The 21,117-nt window shown below is 60.9% G+C and carries 18 protein-coding genes and 1 pseudogene; 11 read left to right on the top strand and 8 right to left on the bottom strand.

Annotated features, from left to right (window positions below; genetic code table 11):
- Window positions 1–106: 106 nt before the first annotated feature.
- The gene (locus tag ACFQS4_RS09500) at window positions 107–2,362 is read left to right on the top strand and encodes an NADP-dependent malic enzyme (RefSeq protein WP_497901278.1); all 2,256 of its coding nucleotides are present in this window, start codon (window positions 107–109) and stop codon (window positions 2,360–2,362) included.
- Window positions 2,363–2,782: 420 nt separating this feature from the next.
- Here ACFQS4_RS09500 and ACFQS4_RS09505 read toward each other — a convergent pair whose 3' ends face one another.
- On the bottom strand, window positions 2,783–3,523 hold the full coding sequence (locus ACFQS4_RS09505; protein WP_497901279.1) for a glycosyltransferase family 2 protein: 741 nt from the start codon (window positions 3,521–3,523) through the stop codon (window positions 2,783–2,785).
- A 364-nt stretch (window positions 3,524–3,887) separates the two neighbouring features.
- Between ACFQS4_RS09505 and ACFQS4_RS09510 the strand changes: the two genes are divergently transcribed.
- The 4 genes from ACFQS4_RS09510 to ACFQS4_RS09525 are packed head-to-tail and all read left to right on the top strand — an operon-like array spanning window position 3,888 to window position 7,079.
- Window positions 3,888–4,676, top strand: a complete 789-nt coding sequence (locus ACFQS4_RS09510) for a transporter substrate-binding domain-containing protein (RefSeq protein ID WP_497901280.1) — start codon at window positions 3,888–3,890, stop codon at window positions 4,674–4,676.
- Between the two features lie 6 nt (window positions 4,677–4,682).
- A complete protein-coding gene (locus ACFQS4_RS09515) occupies window positions 4,683–5,399 on the top strand; it encodes an amino acid ABC transporter permease (protein ID WP_497901281.1) in 717 nt (238 codons plus the stop codon).
- A 4-nt stretch (window positions 5,400–5,403) separates the two neighbouring features.
- Window positions 5,404–6,135, top strand: coding sequence for an amino acid ABC transporter ATP-binding protein (locus ACFQS4_RS09520; protein ID WP_305882359.1), 732 nt, complete (start codon window positions 5,404–5,406; stop codon window positions 6,133–6,135).
- Window positions 6,132–7,079 carry an amino acid ABC transporter permease gene (locus ACFQS4_RS09525; RefSeq protein WP_497901282.1) on the top strand — a complete coding sequence of 316 codons (948 nt, stop codon included), beginning with the start codon at window positions 6,132–6,134 and terminating at the stop codon, window positions 7,077–7,079. The genes ACFQS4_RS09520 and ACFQS4_RS09525 overlap by 4 nt, the downstream gene beginning before the upstream one ends.
- Before the next feature lie 250 nt (window positions 7,080–7,329).
- On the opposite strand, the gene ACFQS4_RS09530 is transcribed toward ACFQS4_RS09525, so the two are convergent.
- From ACFQS4_RS09530 to ACFQS4_RS09550, 5 genes are all read right to left on the bottom strand, one after another.
- Complete coding sequence (locus ACFQS4_RS09530; RefSeq protein WP_497901283.1) at window positions 7,330–9,405, bottom strand: hypothetical protein; 2,076 nt, start codon at window positions 9,403–9,405, stop codon at window positions 7,330–7,332.
- A gap of 306 nt (window positions 9,406–9,711) precedes the next feature.
- Window positions 9,712–10,962, bottom strand: a complete 1,251-nt coding sequence (locus ACFQS4_RS09535; RefSeq protein WP_497901284.1) for a hypothetical protein — start codon at window positions 10,960–10,962, stop codon at window positions 9,712–9,714.
- Window positions 10,963–11,519: 557 nt separating this feature from the next.
- Entirely contained in the window at window positions 11,520–11,963 is a 444-nt protein-coding gene (locus ACFQS4_RS09540) for a hypothetical protein (RefSeq protein WP_497901285.1), read from the bottom strand.
- Window positions 11,956–13,587 (bottom strand): SbcC/MukB-like Walker B domain-containing protein, encoded by a 1,632-nt coding sequence (locus tag ACFQS4_RS09545; RefSeq protein ID WP_497901286.1) that lies wholly within the window; start codon window positions 13,585–13,587, stop codon window positions 11,956–11,958. The genes ACFQS4_RS09540 and ACFQS4_RS09545 overlap by 8 nt, the downstream gene beginning before the upstream one ends.
- Before the next feature lie 79 nt (window positions 13,588–13,666).
- Window positions 13,667–14,182: a hypothetical protein gene (locus ACFQS4_RS09550; protein WP_497901287.1), complete on the bottom strand. Its 516-nt coding sequence runs from the start codon at window positions 14,180–14,182 to the stop codon at window positions 13,667–13,669.
- A gap of 424 nt (window positions 14,183–14,606) precedes the next feature.
- Between ACFQS4_RS09550 and ACFQS4_RS09555 the strand changes: the two are divergent.
- From ACFQS4_RS09555 to ACFQS4_RS09570, 4 genes and pseudogenes are all read left to right on the top strand, one after another.
- A pseudogene (locus ACFQS4_RS09555) lies at window positions 14,607–14,857 on the top strand (hypothetical protein).
- Window positions 14,858–15,101: 244 nt separating this feature from the next.
- Entirely contained in the window at window positions 15,102–16,508 is a 1,407-nt protein-coding gene (locus ACFQS4_RS09560) for a TIGR00341 family protein (RefSeq protein ID WP_500193020.1), read from the top strand.
- Window positions 16,509–16,678: 170 nt separating this feature from the next.
- Complete coding sequence (locus ACFQS4_RS09565) at window positions 16,679–17,344, top strand: AIM24 family protein (RefSeq protein ID WP_497901289.1); 666 nt, start codon at window positions 16,679–16,681, stop codon at window positions 17,342–17,344.
- A 78-nt stretch (window positions 17,345–17,422) separates the two neighbouring features.
- A complete protein-coding gene (locus tag ACFQS4_RS09570) occupies window positions 17,423–18,808 on the top strand; it encodes a calcium:cation antiporter family protein (protein ID WP_497901290.1) in 1,386 nt (461 codons plus the stop codon).
- Between the two features lie 256 nt (window positions 18,809–19,064).
- Here the strand turns inward: ACFQS4_RS09570 and ACFQS4_RS09575 are convergent, their stop codons facing one another.
- Window positions 19,065–19,532: an NUDIX hydrolase gene (locus tag ACFQS4_RS09575; RefSeq protein ID WP_497901291.1), complete on the bottom strand. Its 468-nt coding sequence runs from the start codon at window positions 19,530–19,532 to the stop codon at window positions 19,065–19,067.
- Between the two features lie 159 nt (window positions 19,533–19,691).
- Window positions 19,692–19,982, bottom strand: coding sequence for an amphi-Trp domain-containing protein (locus ACFQS4_RS09580; protein WP_497901292.1), 291 nt, complete (start codon window positions 19,980–19,982; stop codon window positions 19,692–19,694).
- A gap of 95 nt (window positions 19,983–20,077) precedes the next feature.
- Here ACFQS4_RS09580 and ACFQS4_RS09585 point away from each other — a divergent pair, with 95 nt between their 5' ends.
- Both ACFQS4_RS09585 and ACFQS4_RS09590 read left to right on the top strand, forming a co-directional pair.
- A complete protein-coding gene (locus ACFQS4_RS09585) occupies window positions 20,078–20,527 on the top strand; it encodes a DUF2085 domain-containing protein (RefSeq protein ID WP_497901293.1) in 450 nt (149 codons plus the stop codon).
- Between the two features lie 61 nt (window positions 20,528–20,588).
- On the top strand, window positions 20,589–21,026 hold the full coding sequence (locus ACFQS4_RS09590; RefSeq protein ID WP_497901294.1) for an NINE protein: 438 nt from the start codon (window positions 20,589–20,591) through the stop codon (window positions 21,024–21,026).
- Window positions 21,027–21,117: the final 91 nt, after the last annotated feature.

A 21,117-nucleotide genomic window follows, 5' to 3' on the forward strand; every position in this document is an offset into this window, starting at 1 on the left:
GCGTATAAAAGGGTCGAATCGTCGATTCCCGCTCTCGAGCGATATACGACGATCGTCGAACATCCGCTTCGCATCGTTTTTTGTACTGCACGTTCCTCTCCCCGATATGGGACTGGACGAAGACTCGCTGGAGTATCACCGGAGCGAGCCACCGGGCAAGATCGAAATTTCGACGACGAAGCCGACGAACACCCAGCGAGACCTCTCGCTGGCGTACTCGCCGGGCGTCGCCGCGCCGTGTATGGAGATACACGAGGACGAAACCGACGCCTACACCTACACAGCGAAGGGGAACCTCGTCGGCGTCGTCTCGAACGGCTCCGCCGTCCTCGGACTGGGCGACATCGGCGCGCAGGCCTCGAAACCCGTCATGGAAGGCAAGGGCGTCCTGTTCAAACGCTTCGCCGACATCGACGTCTTCGACATTGAACTCGACGAGGCCGACCCCCACAAATTCGTCGAGGCCGTCAAGATGATGGAACCGACCTTCGGTGGCGTCAACCTCGAGGACATCAAAGCCCCCGAGTGTTTCACCATCGAGGAGCGCCTCCGCGAGGAGATGGACGTCCCCGTCTTCCACGACGACCAACACGGGACGGCCATCATCTCCGGCGCCGCGCTCGTCAATGCCGCCGAAATCGCCGGCAAGGACCTCGAGGACCTGAAAATTGTCTTCTCGGGCGCCGGTGCGAGCGCGCTCTCGACGGCCCGGTTCTACGTCTCGCTGGGCGCGAAGCGAGAGAACATCCAGATGTGTGACTCCTCAGGGATCATCACGCAGGCGCGAGCCGACGCCGGCGACGTCAACGAGTACAAACGCGAGTTCGCCCGCGACGTCCCCGAGGGTGACCTGGCGGACGCGCTCGAGGGTGCGGACGTCTTCGTCGGCCTCTCGGTCGGCGGCATCGTCTCCCCGGAGATGGTGGCGTCGATGGGCGACAATCCGATCATCTTCGCGATGGCAAACCCGGACCCCGAAATCGGCTACCAGGAGGCCAAAGACGCCCGCGACGACGACGTCATCATGGCCACCGGCCGCTCGGACTACCCCAATCAGGTCAACAACGTCCTCGGGTTCCCGTTCATCTTCCGCGGCGCTCTCGACGTTCGCGCGACCGAGATCAACGAGGCGATGAAAGTCGCGGCAGCCGAGGCGCTCGCCGACCTCGCCCGCCAGGACGTACCCGACGCGGTCGTCAAGGCCTACGGCGACGAGGCGATCCAGTTCGGTCCCGACTACATTATCCCCAAGCCGGTCGATCCGCGGGTGCTGTTCCGCGTCGCCCCCGCGGTCGCCCAGGCGGCGATGGACTCCGGCGCGGCCCGGACCGAGATCGACGTCGAGGCCTACGAGGAGCAACTCGAGGCCCGCCTCGGGAAGTCCCGGGAGATGATGCGCGTCGTTCTCAACAAGGCCAAGAGCGACCCCAAACGCGTCGCGCTCGCGGAGGGCGAAGACGAGAAGATGATACGGGCAGCCTACCAGCTCCAGGAGCAGGGGATCGCCAACCCGGTCCTCATCGGCGAGGAGGACACGATCGCCCGGACGGCGGCGAATCTCGGCCTCGACTTCACGCCCACTGTTGCGGACCCGACCGCGGGCGCCTACGACGAGTACGCCGAACGGCTGTTCGACCTGCGCCAGCGCAAGGGGATCACGCGCTCGGAGGCGACCGAACTGATCCGCCGGGATACGAACTACTTCGGCAGCGTGATGGTCGAGGAGGGGGATGCTGACGCCCTGCTCACGGGACTGACCCACCACTATCCCTCGGCGCTTCGACCGCCGTTGCAGGTCATCGGCACTGCCGACGACGTCGACTACGCCGCCGGCGTCTACCTCATGACGTTCAAGAATCGGATCGTCTTCTGTGCGGACGCCACCGTGAACCAGGACCCCGACGAGGAGGTGCTGGCGGAGGTCACGAAACAGACCGCGAAACTCGCCCGCCGGTTCAACGTTGAGCCGCGGGCAGCCCTGCTCTCGTACTCCAACTTCGGGAGCGTCGACAACGAGGGGACGCGAAAGCCACGTCGCGCCGCCGCGATGCTCCAGGGCGACCCCGAGGTCGACTTCCCCGTCGACGGCGAGATGCAGGCTGACACGGCCGTCGTCGAGGACATCCTCACCGGTACCTACGAGTTCTCCGACCTGGACGCCCCGGCGAACGTGCTCGTCTTCCCGAACCTCGAGTCGGGCAATATCGGCTACAAACTCCTTCAGCGCCTCGGCGGTGCGGAGGCCATCGGCCCGATGCTCGTCGGGATGGACAAACCGGTTCACGTCCTCCAGCGGGGCGACGAGGTCAAAGACATCGTCAACCTGGCCGGAGTGGCGGTCGTCGACGCCCAGTCGGAGTAACGCGCGTACTGGTGTTCGGTAATTTCGATTTTTGACTTTCAACTCCCGATCGCCAACCGCCACGGTGCGACTCTCGGACGACTAGCCGCTCGAAGCCGGTGCCAGGTTCCAGGTGCCAGTGAGGAGTGAGAATGGCCACCTCGGGAGGGGGGAGGGTGGGAGAGGTGGCCAGATTCGATCGTCAACGGGTGAATTCCAAGCGGTCTGTGTCCTCTCGCGCTCGAGGTTTCAGACCAGGTTGAAAGTCACCGACAGACACAAAAAACGTTGACCTGTCGTATTCAAGTACGCGTTCAGACGGTGTCACGGCCTCGGTTTCAGCACGTAGAACCGATTCTCCGAGTTCGGCGCTCGATTCGGCAGTTCGCCGTCTTCCGACTAGGGGCCACACGTCGAGTAACGCCGTTCACCCTACGAAGGTCACCCAAACACGCGATCGACGTCGAGTCTCACGTAGTGCCAGAGCGTGCCCGTCAGACCGGTCGCTGCGATCCGTCGACCCGACGTCTCGACCAACACCCGCGGACAGTAGCCCGTCGGAAACGAGCGCGCGAGCGTCCGACTGAACGCCGTGTCCTCGTTGGCGACCGGTGGAAAGCCGCCGACTGCCTCGAATGCGTCGCGGTGGACGAACGTGTTGAACCCCGGCAGGACCGGCCGCTCGAGCCGCGGGAACACATAATTGATCGTCGCCTCCATGCACTTCGCCCGGAGTGGGCCGGTCACCCGACAGCGCGAGGAAGCCGCGGCCAGCCCCTCGGCCTCGACGAACCCGAGCATCCGGGTCAGGTACGAGGCGCGAACCTCGGTGTCGGCGTCGACGAAGGCCAGCCACTCGCCCTCGGCCTGGTGCGCACCACGGTTTCTCGCCGCCGCGATTCCGTCCGCCGGGCCGGAGACGACCGTCACGTCGTACTCGCAGGCGACGTCTCGAGTGGCGTCGCTCGAGTCGCCGTCGACGACGATCACCTCGTAGTCGTAGGCAGTGTCCAGGGCCTCGATGCTCGAGAGGGCCCCTCGAATGTACTCGGCCTCGTTTCGCGCGGGGACGACGAAGCTCACCAGGGGTCTGCTCGAGCGGTCGGCGCGTCTGGCGCGTTGGCCGTCAGTACGGTCGTCCGCGTCGGTACGTTCGGGCTCGTCACCGCCGTCTGCACGCATCTCGGTTCTTCGGTCGTCTATTGTGTCCAACCCCGTCGACCGCCGCCTCGAACGTCGCATCTACGACCCAGGTCTCGAGGCACTGACTTATACTGTCGGCTCTTCGTTCGACTGTCGGTTCAGGTCGTCGGCCAGATCGACGCTCGGGTCCTCTATCCAGGTCGACGTTCGGATCGAGAGACGGCGTCACGGTGTTCTTCGGTTGTGATCGGAGAGTGGTCAGGTAGTGATTGAGTAGTAATCGGATAGTGTACTGATAAGTGGCGCACAATATTTGCCGCGAGCCACTCTCGAGGGTCCCGAGAGCGCCGGTTTGCGCCCCTCGTGCGAAACGTTAAAACGTCAGTCTTGCGAGTTCACGGGTATGACTCGCAGATTCGACATGGATCGCCGTGCGTACCTCAAGACCGTCGGCGCGGTCGGTGCGACCGCCGGCGTCGCCGGTTGCCTTGGCGACGTCCTCGGTGGTGGCGACGAGGACGTGATCGTCCCTGGCACCGCATCTGGATTCGCACCGTTCGAGTTCATCAACGAGGACGACGAACTCGTCGGATTCGACATCGACCTCGCCGAGGAAACCATCGACCGGGCCGGCTACGAGGTCGGCGACTGGACCGACACCGAGTTCGACTCGCTGATTCCGTCGCTCACGGAGGGGAACATCGACTTCATCGCCGCCGGGATGACGATCAACGAGGAGCGCCAGGAAGCGATTGCGTTCTCGGACCCCTACTACGAGTCCGACCAGGCCGTGCTCGTCGCCGCCGGCAGTGACGTCGACGCGAGCGCGGTCGAAGACCTCGAGGGCCTTACCGTGGGCGCACAGGGCGGAACGACCGGTCTGGACGAAGCCGAGGCACTCGTCGAAGAGGGCATCCTCGAGGAAGACGATGTCCGCCAGTACGACAACTACCCGCTGGCAGTCGAGGACCTCGAGAACGGGAACGTCGACGCAATCATCATCGACATCCCCGTCGCACAGAACTTCGCGTCCGGGCGGGACGTCGAAGTCGCGTTCGAGATCGAGACCGGCGAGGTGTTCGGCTTCGGCATGCGTCAGGACGACGACCGCCTCGGCGACATTAACGACGCCCTCGAGGAGATTCGGAACGACGACACCTACGAGGAACTCATCGAAACCTGGTTCGAGTAACGAATCATGGACCCCGTCGTCTTGCAGGCGAGCGACTGGCAGTTCGTCGCCTCGAGCTGGGATTTTCTCCTCCTCGGCACGTTCGTCACGGTCTTGCTCACGATCACGAGCCTCACGCTCGGCTTCCTGTCGGGATTCCCGGCGGGCGCCGTAGAGGTATATGGCTCGGGCTGGCTTCGGGAGACGGTGAGCACCGTCGGCGTCGTCCTCCGTGGAACCCCCATCGTCGTCCTGATCGTCCTCTTTTACTTTGGGTTGCCGATCCCTCGACTCGGGACGATTCCGGGGCTCGACGTAGGACTGGAGGCGTTTATCGCCGCGACGCTCGCGCTCGGCCTTCGAAGCGGTGCCTACCAGGCGCAGGTGTTCAGAGGCGCCATCCAGTCGATCAGCGAAGGCCAGATGGAAGCTGCGCGGTCGGTCGGGATGACGAAAATAGGGGCGATTCGACACGTGATCTTCCCGCAGGCGGTCCGCCGATCGATCCCCGGCTTTCAGAACGAATTTACAATCGTCCTCAAGGACACGAGCGTCGCCTTCGCTATCGGGCTCGCGGAGTTGCTCACCCGAGCGGAGCAACTCTACCTTCGCCCCGGACGCGACACGGCCGTCATGGAGGTCATCATCGCCATCAGCCTGATCTACTTCGTGTTGACGTTCGTGACGAACCGCTCGCTCGACCACTTGCACGACCGCTACGCGATTCCCGGAGGAAACGACTGAGCCTATGAGTCTGTTACGCGTCGACCACGTCGACAAATCCTACGGCGACGAGGAGGTACTGCACGACGTCAGCTTCGAGATGGAGTCCCAGGACGTCGAAGTGATCGTCGGCCCCAGCGGGTCGGGGAAGTCGACCTTGCTCCGGTGTGTCAACCGACTCACCGAGATCGACGACGGCGCCATCTACCTCGACGACGTCGAAATCCACGACATCGACGAGAACGACCTCCGACGGCGCGTCGGCATGGTCTTCCAGGACTTCAGCCTCTTCGCCCACCGGACGGCGCGAGGCAACATCACCCTCGGGCTCGAGGAGGTCCTCGGCCTCTCGAGCGAGGAAGCCGACGCCAGAGCCATGGACTACCTCGAGCGCGTCGGACTCGAGCCCCAGGCGGACTCCTATCCCGCCGAACTCTCGGGCGGCCAGCAACAACGCGTCGGCATCGCTCGCGCGCTCGCGATGGACCCCGAACTCATCCTCTTCGACGAGCCGACCAGCGCGCTCGATCCCGAACTCATCGGCGAGGTGCTCGCGGTCATGAAAGACCTCGCCGACGAAGGGATGACCATGCTCTGTGTCACCCACGAGATGGGGTTCGCCCGCTCGGCCGCCACGACGCTGACGTTCCTGGACGAGGGACGGATCGTCGAGCGCGGCCCGCCCGAGGCGCTGTTTGACGACCCGGAACACGACCGCACTGCCGCCTTCCTCGGCGACCTCACCGTCCACCGATGAGCACGCTCGAGGAGGCTCGCGGCTCGGCAATCGACACCCTCCCCGGTCGGCGACGGCTCGTCGTCGGCGCCGTCGGGATCGTCTTCTGGACGTGGTTGCTCGCCCGCTGGGCCTACCACAACGCGTGGCTCGACAGCCTGTTCACCGCCGTCGGGTTCCCGGACCTAATCCGCTCGGAGCTGGGAGTCAGCCAGCGCGAGCCCTGGCTCCCCCTCGAGCCGTTCGAATCGTTCGACCTCGTGAGCCTTGCGATCGAGTCGGCGCCGTCGCTGGCGGCAGGTGCGTTCATCACCGTCTACCTGACGGTGCTCTCGATGCTCTTCGGCCTGGTGATCGCCGTCCCCCTCGCCGTCGCGCGAACGTACGGCGGCCCGATCCTCAGCCGGGTCTCGCTGGCCTACACCGAACTCATCCGCGGGACGCCCCTGCTCGCCCAGCTCTTCTTCCTTTACTTTGGGTCGCCGCTGGCGAGCGCATTCGACTCGATCGGCTTCGTCGGCCAGGGTGGGATTCCGCGGGCCGCCATCTTCGTCGCCATCGTCGGCTTCACGATCAACTCCTCGGCTTACCAGGCCGAGTACATCCGGGCGGCCCTGCAGTCGGTCGATCCCGGACAGCTCACGGCGGCCAGAGCCGTCGGCCTCTCCAGAACGGAGGGCATCCGCCACGTCGTCCTCCCGCAGGGGCTCCGGTTCGCGATCCCAGGCTGGACCAACGAGTTCATCTACCTCATCAAGTACTCCTCGCTGGCGGCGTTCATCACCGTCCCCGAACTGTTTCGCCAGGCCAGACACATCGGCTCGGATACGTTCCAGTTCACCAATATCTACATCGTCGTCGCGCTGTTTTACCTCGCGCTGGTGCTCACGACTTCGCTCGCGATGGCCCGCCTCGAGCGAACGGTTGCGATTCCAGGACTGGGGACGGCGTCCGAACGGAGCTGATGGAAACACGAACTGATTTTTGGGTAGCGGGCGTAGGCTCGAGTGGCCGATGACGACGTACTCGCTCCGAACCGGACTCGGCACCCGGTGATGACGAGCCCTATGAGTGCTGAGGCCACCGATTTCCTCGAGGTATTTGGCTATGCGGGCCCAACGTGGATAGAGACGAGTCGTCCGCATCGAAGGCAGATCGATTCCCTGGAATTTCGAAAGCAGTCCGCTCCACTCCCCGTTCGGACAGTCGATCGACTCAGAGCTTCTGGGCCTCGCGCGCCTGAGCGGACCGACGTTTGGCCTGCTCGAGGCGGCGTTCGGTCGCGCGGACCCGTGTCGGCGGAAGCGAATCGCTGGCCTCCACCAGCCGCGTCTCGACGGTTTCCAGGCGGGTCGCCACCGCGTCGAGACTCCGGTTCGCACCGCCCCGGTCGCCCGACTCGGCGCGCGTTGCGGCTCGGCGGGCGGCGTCCACGACGGCTTCGAGCGCCTGCGAGAGTCCCTGAATCGCGTTTTCTCGGCCCTGGTCGTCGGATGGGTCCGAGTCGTCGGTCGCCACACCGACACGGGTCTCCTCGGCGAGGTCCGCGAGGTAGGTTGCAAGGGGGGTCTTGCCCGTCCGCGGCTCGTCGATGTGCACTCGTTCCTCATCGCCGGGGTTGACGCGGAACGCGCCGACCTCGCCGTCGCTGTCGCGAATTTCGGTCGTGAACGCTCCGCCGCGGTGGACGTACACCGCGTCGGGGCCGGACAGCGGGGCGTCGTACAGCCGTCCGGCGAAGTCGTCCTCGACGGCGAGGGCGGTGAGGTTGCTGTCGGCGTCGTCAGGATCGATCTCGAGTTTCGTGGCGTTCTCGCGGGCCACGGTGGGGATTTCGCCGTTGACGCCGGCGACCGTTGTGTCGCCGTCGTCGGAGACTGTGATCGTCTCGCTGTGGGGAGCGACGCCAGCGCCGTTTATCGTCAGGGTGTGCTCGCCCTCGGGGACGTCCTGGAGGACGGCGATTCCCTGGAACGTCGGTACCGCTTTGGGGTCGCTCTGGAGCAGTGCGAGCATCTCGATCGACGAGGATTCGGTGGTCAGCCCTTCGTCTTCTGGGGCGTCGTCGGAAGCCACCACGTTCGTGATGCCGGCGACGATCTGGTTGACTGGCGAGGGGTCGCTGATAGCGTCGTATCGATCTGAAAGCGCCTGACGGTGTCTAATTTCGGTGATGTCGCTTGCTGGTTCGTCGTACCGGGCCCCTTTCCAGGGGACGCCGGTCGTCGTGAGGTGGCCGGCCATGGCGTCCTCCGCGAACTCCGGAATGGCGAACTCGAAGCTCAGTTGCGGCCCCGTAAATTCCTCGATGTGTTCGAGTTCGGCCGTCGGGACCAGTTCGTACGCTACGTCGGGGTCTGCCCCCTCACGTCCCCGGTACTCGAAACGGTAGCCCGACTCTCGGCCCGGAAGGTCTGTCGGCGGCGACTGGAGCGTGTCGAACGAGCGGACGGTTAACTCGTCGGGAACGAGATCCGAGGCGTCGACTGACGGAAGCCGCTCGTGTTCGTAGATCGGTTCGCCCTCGAGTTCGGGGACCGCAAATGGGAGCGCCAACCCCTCGTCGCGCGGGAGGCCGTAAGCCAGCGGAATTGCCGCGACGTCCTCGAGGCTCTCGACGACGCTATTGGTGATGTCGGCTACGTCGTCGTCTATGGGGAACCGCTGGAAGTGTTCGGCGTCGGCGTTGACCGAGAGGGCACTAGAGTGCGATCCGAGTTCCGAGAGGATCCGCGGTCGCTGTTCGGGGTCGGGGTCGAGGAACTCGTTGTTCGGCACCGATCGGGAGTGGGAACTGGCGACGTACAGTTGCGGTTCGTCGGTGTCGGTGTCGACGAACACCTGCAGGACCTCCCAGTCGTGCCAATGGAAGTTCGTAGTGAACTGATCGAAGACGGAGTAACACCAGAACTGCACGACTACCAGCGGCGAATCGTCGTACTCGACGGCGTGGTAGAACACCGTCGGTTCTGGCGGTTTTCGTCCGTCACCATCGTTCCGGCGCTTCACGTACCCGTCGAAGGCGTCGAATCCATTCACGACGAATTCGCCATCCCGCTCGCTCTCGTATCGTCGAGGATCTGTCGGGAACCACTGCTCTTGACGATCGAAGTACATCGTCGGTGCGAACCGTTCGGCGAGTGAGCGCGCCCGTTCGTCGTCGAGGTTCGAGGTTGCGTTATCGGCGCTCCGTTCGAGCAGCGAACAGCCCGCCAGTAACGCGGCCGCCCCGCTCGCAACTGTCCCGAGTACTGTCCGTCGGTCGATCGGCAGATCGGTGTCTTTGCTCATTCGTCATCAACTGTGCAGGTCCTGACGATGGCAGCCCTTCCACACGTATCGTCCGGCACGGCCGTACGGTTCCACATCGTCTAGGAACCACCGTGGCGGGAGTACGGATAGGCTTTCTGGAGTTACACAAAGCCGGACGTGACCCAATCTCGCATTGGTAGACTACTGTACGAGCGAACACTACAGAAACTGTAAACACAGTGGCTGTGGATAGTAGACCAGTCGTGAGTGCCGGCGCCATCGAATTACTAGTCCTACTTCTCGTCCTCCCAGGGAAATCGGCGCATTCGAATTCGGATGAGGAGGCTACGGTCGGTCGGGGAACAGTGCGAGGTGACTGATGATAAGCCGACTCTCCAGCCCACCCGCCAACGCGCCCGAGAGTACCCCGATGGTGCTGATGAACGCACCGGTCCGGACGAGATCGATGAAGCCCACGGTCGGCTCCTCGAGACTCGGCCAGTTGGACATCAAATTCGGCGGGAAGACGACCAGTTCGATGACGAGAATGATCGCCCACACGAGCCCGAATAAGCCGACCATCGCCAGCAAGAGGACGAAAAAGACCGTGACGTTGACTAAGGCCGTGTGTTCGGTGACGATCCGATGTCGCTTCCGCGGGAAGGAGAGGTTCTGGACGAACAGGAGGTAGAGCGTTGCCGTGAAGATACTGACGGCCGCGAACAGCGCTGCCGTCACGTTGGTCATGTGGAAGCCGACGTCCCAGGATTCGGCGCTGAAGACGATGACGAGCGTCGGTGTCAGCGCGGCCGTCGACAGCTTCGGTAGCGAGAGCGGCAACAACGGCGCCCGACTGTTACCGAGCGCCTGCAGGATTCGTCCGGGGTTTCGGACGGCACTGGCCGCGTGGAAGACGAGACGCGCTATTGGGCCGCGCGGGCGGGCCTCGGCCGCGGGGAGCTCCGCGGCGATCCGATGGAGATATCGCTCGACGTCCGCGTCGAACGGCGGCACGGCCCGTCGGTCCGGATCGAACTGGAACGGCTCCATGACGCCCCCGTCGGCGTCGCGGTGACGAGCACCCAGCATGTGTCCGACGAGGTGGACCACGAGCGTCGCCGTATTCCAGCGGACGGCGTCGTCCTCGAGCGAGCGTCGAGGTTCGTTGCGGGGCGCACTGCGGAGGTTGTTCGTCGAGACGACCGCGATGCGAGAGAGCGGCGACGCCAGTCCGGGGACGAACCGTTCCTTACTCGAGACGAGCGGAACGTCCGTCACGACGAGGATCAAGTCGTACGGCCCTTCGACCATCTGGTGTGTGGCGCGGTCGAGGAACTCCGAGGGCCGTCGCTTGTCGTGGTCTGCGAGCGGTACCGCGTCCTCGAGGTAGAACCGCCAGGTGACGTCCGTGACCGACGCGAGTTCGTCGACCGTATCTTCGGCAGCTTGCGTCGCAAACGACTGAAGCCGGCCGGGATCGGTTCCCGGCGCGTGAGCGACCAGCACCCCTACGTCGACCTGCAGCCCGGTCGACCCCTCGCACTCGGCCGCCACGAGCGTCGGACCGTCGCGGTCGCCCGATAGAGAACGACACATCGTCCGACGGTTCATCGTGGGGGGTCTTAACGGCTGGTGGCGACGTCCCGGTGTGAGTACCGTGGGACAGGCCGACCTAACCCTGCCAATTCGAAGCGTACTGCTAGCCCGGTACCGTCGCGTTCGATTCTGCCCGAATAACACCTGCCGAAGTGAGTACGGATGGATTCGACTGAGCGGTACGAGTACACCATCTCCGTTCGAGTGCCGAGGCCCCGTTTCTAATGTTTGATTCCTGTCTCCGTCTGTCTAGTGTGACCTCGTGCGTGCAGTAGGTGTATTGACCGTCGTACTTCTGGCGGAGTGCGGACACTGCGATTGACTTCAGCTTCCGATGTGTGTCCGATTCACCTCCGGGAACACCGTTACAGCCGCCTGCATTGCTGCCTGACAGATGGTAGAAGTGACGACCCGTCCCATTCTCGAACGGTCCTCGCGCCCGCATCTGCTCACAACAGGACGGGCAAATAACATCTTCTTCATCGCTCACCTCCTCAGGGATTACAGTCCGGTGGTCCTTCCGAGCAATGAACGGCATATAGTCGGGTAGAATCAGACTACTTCAGCTCTTTCCGGAACGGATTTTCCTTCGCTTCCTGAATATTCTCCTCTTGGACCATCTCATTTGCGCTCTTTTCACCGTGTTTTTTCACAGTCTCTGCTATCCGCTTCTTTGTTTGTCGGAACGTTTCATCAAGCCGCATCTTGGTTCGCTCGTACCCGCTCATATACCGCTCGCCTTTCTCCGTTTGGCGAATTTCGTGTGGTTCATTCTCTTCATCTACTTCGACATGTCCTAGGTCGATATACCGCTGCATCGCCTGAGACAGTCCCGGATCATACGGACCCCGTTCTTCCCTTACAAACGCCAACTCCGAGTCCTCAGCTTCCTCGTCAACGTAATTGTAGAGCAGTTTGTGATACTTAGCCCGGCCTTTGATTTCCCCGTCTGCTTCGTCTAATAGTAAGAGTCGCGGATGGTGAGCTTCGTCATCAGTCATCAGCAATCAACTCCTCCATATCGTCAAACGTGTACTGGACCTGAATTCGGTCTAGAGATTTGACTTGCTGCGGATTGAAGTGGGACTCCAGCTCCTCGTTTGAGGTCATGATGATAAACTGAATATCGGAATCGCGGATGTACTCGAGTGTTTCCTCTCGGATGTCTTCATCGATGTTTGCAAAGGGTTCGTCGAGAACAAGGATTTCCCAGTTGTGCCCGCCTTCTTCGGCTTCGGTTGCTTGCTCTGCTAGCGTATATGCAAACGACAAGTTCAGGAGCCAGATTTCCCCAGTACTTAGTTCATCATATTCCCGAGCACCTTCATTTCCTGGAAGAATAATTGTCCCATCGGATTCTATGTTAATTTCGACAGCCAACTCAGGAGCCATTTCCTGGTAGTTGTCTGACCATGCGTCTCGGAACGACTGTATAATCTCTTCAAAGCTCTCCTGAGAGAGTTCGTCTATACGGTCGTTTATAGCAGTAAGTTCATCATCCAGATCAGCAAGTGTAGCCTCGATCTCTACAACTTCCGCCTCAAGCCGGTCTTTGCGTTCTTGTAATTCCTCAATATGTTCTCGGTGTTGATCCAGTTCCTTTCGTGTTCGTTCTGCCACCGCATCAATGTCGTAGTCGTTGTCCTCAAGCGTATGTTGGGCGAGATCATTCAGGTCAGACAAATCCGGGACGGAATCCTGTAGTGACTCAATCTCGTTCTCAAGTTCGTCCTTCTCCTCTTGGAGTTCTTCGATTTTTGTTTCCAGCGCCTCGACATCGTCATCTGCGCGTTCAACTTTGGAGTTGAGGTGGCTTTTCAGTTCGTCCAAGTCACGCTTCCGACCACATTGCGGACAGCGGCCATTTTGGAGGCGTTGTTTTGCGGTTTCTTCGACGACGATCTGATCGCAAACGGCACAGGTCAATTCCTGGATCGCGTCGACAATGATGTTGTTGACCTGTTGTGTATAGCGCCGTGCTTCACGTAGCTGACGTTGTTTCTTCCGAAGTTCTTGTGCGACTCCCCGTTTCCTAGTGTTGAGGTCGCTCAGTTCCTCACGGATCTCCTCGTTATCCAAAAGCCGTTGTTTGATGATATCAATCCGTCCAGAGTTGATGAGCGATTGAAGATGCTTGATTTTCTCCAGTCGACGTTCATATTGGCCGACGTTGATATCGTCTAGGTCTTCTTTCCGTGGCTGGAGTTCTGTTCGCTGAATTCGTTCAATCTCATGCTCTAATTCTTCTCGTTGTTCTCGAAGTGCCACGATTTCATCCTGAAGGTCGGTATCCACGACACGCCGAATCACTGATAGACGGTCGTCTCCGGATAGCTGTGCAAGTGGTAACTCGTCCTTCTCGGAAAGGAGAAACTGAAGGGTGACGAGTTTCGCTGGACCAATCCTCTCTTCGATTTTCTGGTCTGCTTCCCCCTTTTCGTAGGTTTCGTCGCCGTGCGAGTATTTTCGACCTCCACCTCCGCGTTCGACGATATCATCATCGTCGAAGTGAAATCGAACTGTGCTTTTGCGCCCCGGTGAAACCCCAAAGGTCGCCTGTGGACCGTAGAGGCCGTATAGAAGCGCGTTGAATGTGAGGGTCTTGCCGGATCGATTGCCTCCCATAATAAGGAGGTCATCACCGGACACATCGTCCTTAGTGAACTCGGGGAATTCGTTTCGTGCGAACTGCTTGATGTGGAGTCTACTGATTTTCATATTTTGCTTTGTATGGTTCGGTAATGTCCCGTGCCAAGGTGTTCAGTTGCTCAATTGACCTGCGGCTCAGCCATTGCACTGCGAGGACTGCAATAACGAAGCCGACTATGGCTCCGACAAGGTTCTGGTTATAAAATCCGAGGAATGGTGCACTAATCGCGATGATGAGGCCCGTGAGGATAGTGATGTTATTTTGGTATGCCCGTCGGTCAAAGTCGTCGATGCTTAATTGGACGTTTTCATTCACTGCATGATAGAAGTGATCTTCACCCGTCAGCGTATGTACGTACTCCGTAGAACGGTAGAGTTCTCCTCCTGCCCAGAAATCAATAAGCTCGTTACTGTACCGCTCAACGAGGAACATGACGAGAATGGTCGGCAGTGCGGCGAAGGACTTGTATACATGATTGTCAGGGGCCATCATATGAATTGCCATAAGAGAATAGATGGTGAGAAAGAGAGCACCCCATCCGCTATCCCAGATCTTCGTTGGAATCTGCATATCTGGTAAGACAATCGGATGTTCTCATCAAGGTTACATAAAACATAGGGAATAAATGAAGATGAACTACAGTTGCGACTACAAGTCATTGGGTCCCTGATCGCCAGACGTATCGTCAATCAGTGTGTGAATCGTTTGGAGGCAGTACGAGCGAATGGGGGCAGCGGTGATCGCTGGCCAGTTTCTCGAGGAATCTGGGTCGTATAACGTAAAGTGGAACAAGCAATATTCGTATGATTACGGGGAGAAGCAAATCGACTTCTAGTTGTGAGCGAAGGCGACGAAGACGAAGTCACAACACTCGTTGAATGCAAACATCACGACAACAGAATCGAACAAGATGGAAGTGTGAACATAGGCCCCGGTCAGCTCCTCGCTGGACAGACGGACACGATTTGAGAGCGTTGCCGGCCAATCGTGGCCTATGGCCGCCGAAATCTCCGACCGGGTTCGAGAAATCGCCGAAATTCGCGGCCTTCCGGAGTCAGAAGTGTCGAGCGGGCACTCGAGCGCGGTCTCGAAGACCTGTGGGAGGACCTCGTACTCACGCAGTGCCTCGACGGAGAGCTCGACCGCGAGAAAGCCATCGAGCACGTCGGTCGGACGAAAGTCGAACGCGTCGAACGAGGGCGGAAAGCCGTCGAGGTGGATGTCGACTGGGGACTGAACGCGTGACGCCGCCGCGTCTCGGACTCAGTGACCGTCCGCGTGCGGTTCTTCGAGTACTAGGAAACGACGATATTGTTGCCTGCACGAGGTGTCGCTCTCGACGAGGACGTCGACTCAGCCATCAGAAATCCCTCACGAGTACGACGACTTCAGGGCTAGAATCCATCTAAACGGCGTGGAACTCCCGGCGAGCAGGTAACGTAGGCATGCCACTAACCGTGGCGATGATCTCGCCGTTGCCGGACTATCGATGGCGAGCCGTTCTATACGTCCGCTTTACATTCACAGTGAAGTGAACGATCAAACCGCGAGGCAACGATTCTATTTGATCAGGAGGCGTTTCCACCCTATGCGGCTCGTCCAGTTTCCTGTCCCGAGCGGTGAACGGGCCACTGTCATTTCGTTCCTCGACGACTCCGAACTCGACTACACACTCATCGAAGAAGTATCTAACCGCGAATACGAGGCGATGTTGCTCGTTCCGGTCTCGACAGATGCTACGGATCAGCTCATGGACGGCCTCCGGGACATAGGAATCCAAGAGCGGGGATTCGTCGCCGTTAGCGATCTCGAAACGCTCGTCTCACACCGGTACGAGACGAGCGATGAAACCACGGGTGTAGCAAAGGAGTCGACGGACAACGCGCGCATCGCTCACGAAGAGTTACTTTCTCAAGCCGAACAGATGGCGGAATCTGGTCCGAGTTATTTCACGTTGATCGCCCTTAGCGCGGTCGTCGCCACGGCGGGACTGTTGACCGACAGCGCGGCGGTTATCGTCGGTTCGATGGTAATCGCGCCCCTTCTCGGCCCCGCAATCGGTGCAAGTGTCGGCCGAATGATTCACGAGCCGGAGTTGTTCCGCGAAGGAGTGCGTGCACAGGTGCTCGGAGTCGTCCTCGCGGTCGTCAGTGCGCTCGTATTTTCGCTCGTGGTCCGCTATACGATCGGCGCGGGCATAGAGATTCAGACTCACCAACAAATCGCCCAGCGGACGAATCCGGGTGTGCTCTCAGTTGTAATCGCGATTGCCTCAGGTGTCGCAGGCGCACTGGCGTTCACCACAGGTGCGAGTGCCGTACTGGTCGGAGTGATGATCGCAGCTGCGCTCATCCCTCCGGCAGCTGCCGTCGGCATCGGGGTCGCCTTCGGGGACCCCGTGCTCGCGGCGAGCACTGCCATCCTCGTACTCGTGAACGTTCTCTGTATTAACCTCGCGGGCATGGCCGTCCTGTGGATGCGGGGCTATCGCCCCAAACGGTACCGGGAAGAGAAAATCGCACGCGGGCAGGCGATAAAACAGTTCGTCGTCCTCCTTGTCTGCGTGCTCCTCCTCTCGTCGTTCCTTGTCGGTACGACCCTCGACGCAACCCAGGATGCCGCTTTCGAGAACGACGTCGAACGCGTAATGGCGAACACCGACGCGACCGTTCTCTCACATTCGGTTTCGTACGAAACTAACCTTTTTTCGAGGACGCCGACCGGTGTAACCGTTACCGTTACCGGCGACACGTCGACGACTGCTGCGGCTCTCCAACAGGATATCCTCGAGGAAACCGGACACGAGGTCTCTGTCACTGTTTTCAGTGAAGAAGCGACGGTCGCCGAAAGCAACGAATCGAGCGAAACTCTCTCTGAATTCGGCATTGGTTACTAACCTTCTAAGTGAGACCTCGTTACGCTCGAGTGATCGGTCCCGACTCCTGCTGGATAACCGACCTGTTGTCGGACCCGGTTTCGACCGGCAGGACGCGACAGCGCCAGATACATACCTATATGGCTACCCTCTGCCATGGAAGCCGATAGAGTCGAAACGGCTCAGATATCATGAACGTCAACGAATTTGTCGATGCGAACGAACCCAGGGAGGGTGGCGAGACCTTTCAACTCGAGAGCGACAAACTGCTGGACATCGACCTCGACGGGTCGGTGATCGCGAAGGCCGGCTCGATGATCGCCTACAGCGGCGAGGTCTCGTTCAAAGGAAAGTCCTCCGCCGAGGGCGGCATCAAGGGATTCCTCAAGGAGAAAGCGACGAGCGAGGGAACTCCGGTGATGGAGGCGACCGGCACCGGCCACCTCTACCTCGCAGATCAAGAGAAGAAGATCCAGCTACTCGAACTCGAGGACGGCGAAGAGATTTCGGTCAACGGAGACGACGTGCTCGCGTTCGAATCGAGCGTGAACTACGAAATCCGGACCATCAAGAGCATCGCGGGCTTCTCGGCAGGTGGATTGACGAACGTCTCGCTCGTGGGGCCGGGGTGCGTCGCGATAACGACCCACGGGTCGCCGCTGGTACTACGGCCGCCGGTCCGGACCGACCCGAGCGCGACCGTCGCCTGGAGCGGCACGACGCCCGGGAGTCACGTCGACCGGACGCTCTCGAACATGATCGGCCAGTCTTCAGACGAGACCTACCAGCTCGAGTTCACGGGATCGGAGGGGTTCGTCGTCGTGCAGCCGTACGAGGAACACGGTTCACAGCAGTAGCAGGCCACAGTATCATCGCGGGGCGCACCGTAGGGTGGCCGGTACGCGTTTCAGTTGACGAGACACGAGAGTTGCACTATGAACCGACGAGTCCTCCTCGCTCTTTCGGCAGCGTTCGCACTGACGCTCCCCTGGGTCGTCGTGGGCGGAGCAACGACCATCCTTCCATGGCTCGCGCCCCGGCTGGGACTCGAGTACCAGGCACCGACCGTGCTCGCCACGCTCTCAACCCTCGAGACCGTGTTCGTGACGGGACTCGCCGTCCTCGGCTCGGCGTTCCTCCTCGCGTGGGCCGCCGAGACCGCCGAGAAGGACGTCCCGCAGGCGTTCGCGATTGCCGTTTTGGCCGTCCTGGCGGTGGCCCCCGAGTACGCCGTCGACGCGCTCTACGCGTGGAACGCGGGCGCATTCGCGGGAACCCCGCGGGGCGCCGAAGCCGGGAACCTCGCCGTCGCCAACATGACCGGCGCGAACCGCATCCTCATCGGTCTCGGCTGGGCCGGCGTCGCGCTCTTTACGATCTATCGGACTGGGGCGTCCGACGATCCAGCGGTGCGAAACCGACGCGGCATCCTCTCCGATTCGGTCGTTCTCGACCGCGAGATCGGCCTCGAGGTCGTTTTCCTCCTGCTGGCGACCCTGTGGGCGTTCCTCGTGCCGTTCAACGGCGGCATCGACATCTTCGACATGCTGGTCCTGGTCGGACTCTACGTCTGTTACATCGCGGTAATCATCCGCGGCGACGTCGAACCCGACATGGATCACGTCGGCGTTCCGGCGTACCTCCAGCAATTCCCGAAACGACTCCGGATAGCCACCGTGTTTGCGCTGTTCGCGTACTCCGGGACGATGATCTTTACGGCCGTCGAACCCTTCGCTCACGGTCTCGAGTTCCTGGGCGAGGGAATCGGCATCCCCGCGTTCTTCATGATCCAGTGGATCGCCCCGCTGGCTTCCGAGGCGCCGGAGCTCATCGTCGTCGTCTACCTGGTGAACAAGGCGCGATCGACGGCGGGGTTCAACGCCCTCATTTCCTCGAAGCTCAACCAGTGGACGCTGCTCATCGGGACGCTCGTGGTCGTCTACTCGATCGCGCTGGGGCGCTACGGCGTGCTCGCGTTTGACTTCAAACAGGAGGCCGAAATCTGGCTCACCGCCGCCCAGTCGTTCTTCGCCGTCTCGTTGCTAATCCGGTTCGAAATCTCCGTCACGGAGGCGCTGACGCTGCTCGTGTTGTTCCTCTCGCAGGTTCTGCTCGAGTTCATTATCATCCGAGACTTCGTGACGCTCCCCGTCTCGAGTATCGAACTTTTGCTGGCGTACTCCATCGTCTACATCGTTCTCGGGGTGACGTTGTTCGTCCAGCGTCGTCGAGAATTTTTGCTCCTCCTCCGTCGGACTGCGGGGACGATCGGCGAGGCGATGTCCCCCGGTGACGACCGCGCTCACGGCGCTGACGATTGAATCTGGCTCCATCGTTCGAAGCGTTATACTTCCTCCGCTCGTTTTCGACGAGCCGGGAGGCGTCACGTGTCTGGAGGTTCTTCTGTGCACTGGCTTTCAGCATTTCAGTTGCCTGTGCCTCGAGTCTCGAGTGCGAACTTTTCGAAAGTCCCGGGGTCGCTTCGTACTCGGAGAAGGGTCGATATCGGGGTTCCAATCGCCAGCTACCTGTCCGAGAATCGCGTCGCCCGGGCCCGTCCAGGGGAGCGCACTGCGATCAGTCAGCGGCGGAGCCGACGGCCCTCGGCTGGTCCGGCGCTCCCTCGAGCAGGTAGAGGTAGTCGTCCAGGTCGAGCGCGAACGAGTGTGGCTCTCGGAGGTCGATCCAGGAGTACTCGAACTCGAGGCCGACCTCCTCGCCCTCGCCGGTGACGACGTGGGTGAACTCGTCGGGCGCGTCGTGGACCGTCGCATGGAAGAAGTGTCTGACGTAGTACTTCGGTGGGGATTCGTACCGGTTCCAGACGTCGGTGGCGACGTGGCTGGTCGGGCCAACCGCGCTGAGGCCGCTCTCCTCGACGATTTCGCGAAAGACGGCCGCTCGAGGTGACTCGCCGGATTCGATCGTTCCCTTCGGAATCTGCAGTCCGTCGTGCTCGGGGCTCTCGAACGCCAGTAGCTCCGCTTCGTCTCGAGTGATGTACGCACACGATTTGTGCACGTACGTCGGTGATCGAGTGCCCATTCTATACCACTCAATCACGGTAATACATAAAAAGGTATCACCCAATGAGTCCTAGGATCATTAAAGGTCTCTTCCGACCGACGAGAGAGTCGAGACCGTCGTCCTCGAACGCACCTCGATTCGTCGGCGCGGGGATCCGATTCGCTTGGCTCGTTCGGCTTACTCGACTCGCGGCGCAGTTTCGTCGGTCCGTCCCGGAAGCTCGAGTTCGATCTCGAGTTCCGGGTCGCCCACCCCGTCGAAGTCGATCTCCAGCTCGATCGGTTCGCCGAACGCGAAGGGGAGTTCCCACTCCTCGCCGCTGATCGTGAGTTCGTTGCCCGCCTGGAGTTGTTCGCCCAGGGAGATCAGGAAGGCGCCGACCTCGTCCGCGTCGAGGCGGTACGCCTGTTCGAACTTCCGGCCGCTTCGGATCACCGTTCGTTCGGCGTCGGTTTCGTCTGACGACATGGTGATATCGATTCGGGTCGGATGCGGATAGGGGCGTCGCTCGAGCCAGCGTGACCGTCCAGTAGATTCATCCGGTCGCTCCGACACGAGTACGTATGGACGTCGACCGAGCGGAACTCCGGAAGGGGCTCACCGAGACCCGGCGGTTCCTGCTCGCCCACCACCTGCCCTCGGAACGACACCGGTGTTACTCGCCGGTCGTCTTCGGTCGCCGGGTGGACGTCTGTGCCCGGTGTCTGGGTATCTACCCGGGCATCGTCGCCGGATTTCTCGCGTATCTATTCGCTCCGTTGCCAGCGAACCCGACGCTTCTCGTGGCAATCTTGCCCGCACCCGCACTCCTCGACTGGTCGATGACGACCTTTCGAGAGACCCGCGGAACGAACGCCGTTCGAACGCTGACCGGCGCACTGCTCGGATTTGGCTACGGACTGGGTCTCTCGCTCCTGTTCCTCGAGTCGGTGCTGGCGGTCCTCGTCGTCGGTCTCATCTACGGGCTCCTCGCCGCCCTCTTGCTCTCGTACTCGCTTCGCCGATCCGACTGAACAGCACCTCTTGCACCTGGTTATTTACCTCGAGCGTGAGAAGTTTCGCTGACACCTGTCCATGAAACACTGCATCAACTGCGGCGACGAAATCCAGGATCAGGCATCGGTTTGCCCGAGTTGCGGAGTCAATCAATCGATTTCCCTCGAGGGAAGCCACGGGGAACGCGGCGCGAACGAGAAGTACTGCGTCGAGTGCGGGTCGCTCATCGCCAAGCAGGCGGAACTGTGTCCGGAGTGTGGCACTCGACAGCCCGCGTCGGGCGGTGGATCGGCCAATTCGGACAAGGTTGTCGCCGGTGTTCTCGCACTGTTTCTCGGCGGAATCGGTGCCCACAAGTTCTACCAGGGGAACATGAAACTCGGCGTACTGTATCTGTGTTTCTTCTGGACGTTTATTCCGGAGATCCTCGGAATAATCGAGGGCATCCTCATGCTGATAGCCGACGACGCCGAGTACGAGGAGAAGTGGGCCGACGGGAGTCTGCTGGGCCGATAACGGGTCCAATCGCTGTTCTTCTTGCGAGTACGTCCGCGCCTCGAGACCACCGGCACCCCCACCTTCGTTCATCATCTTCGCCCGCGTAACA

Origin of the sequence: Saliphagus sp. GCM10025317 (assembly GCF_042663665.1) — an archaeon.
Taxonomy (GTDB): domain Archaea; phylum Halobacteriota; class Halobacteria; order Halobacteriales; family Natrialbaceae; genus Natronosalvus.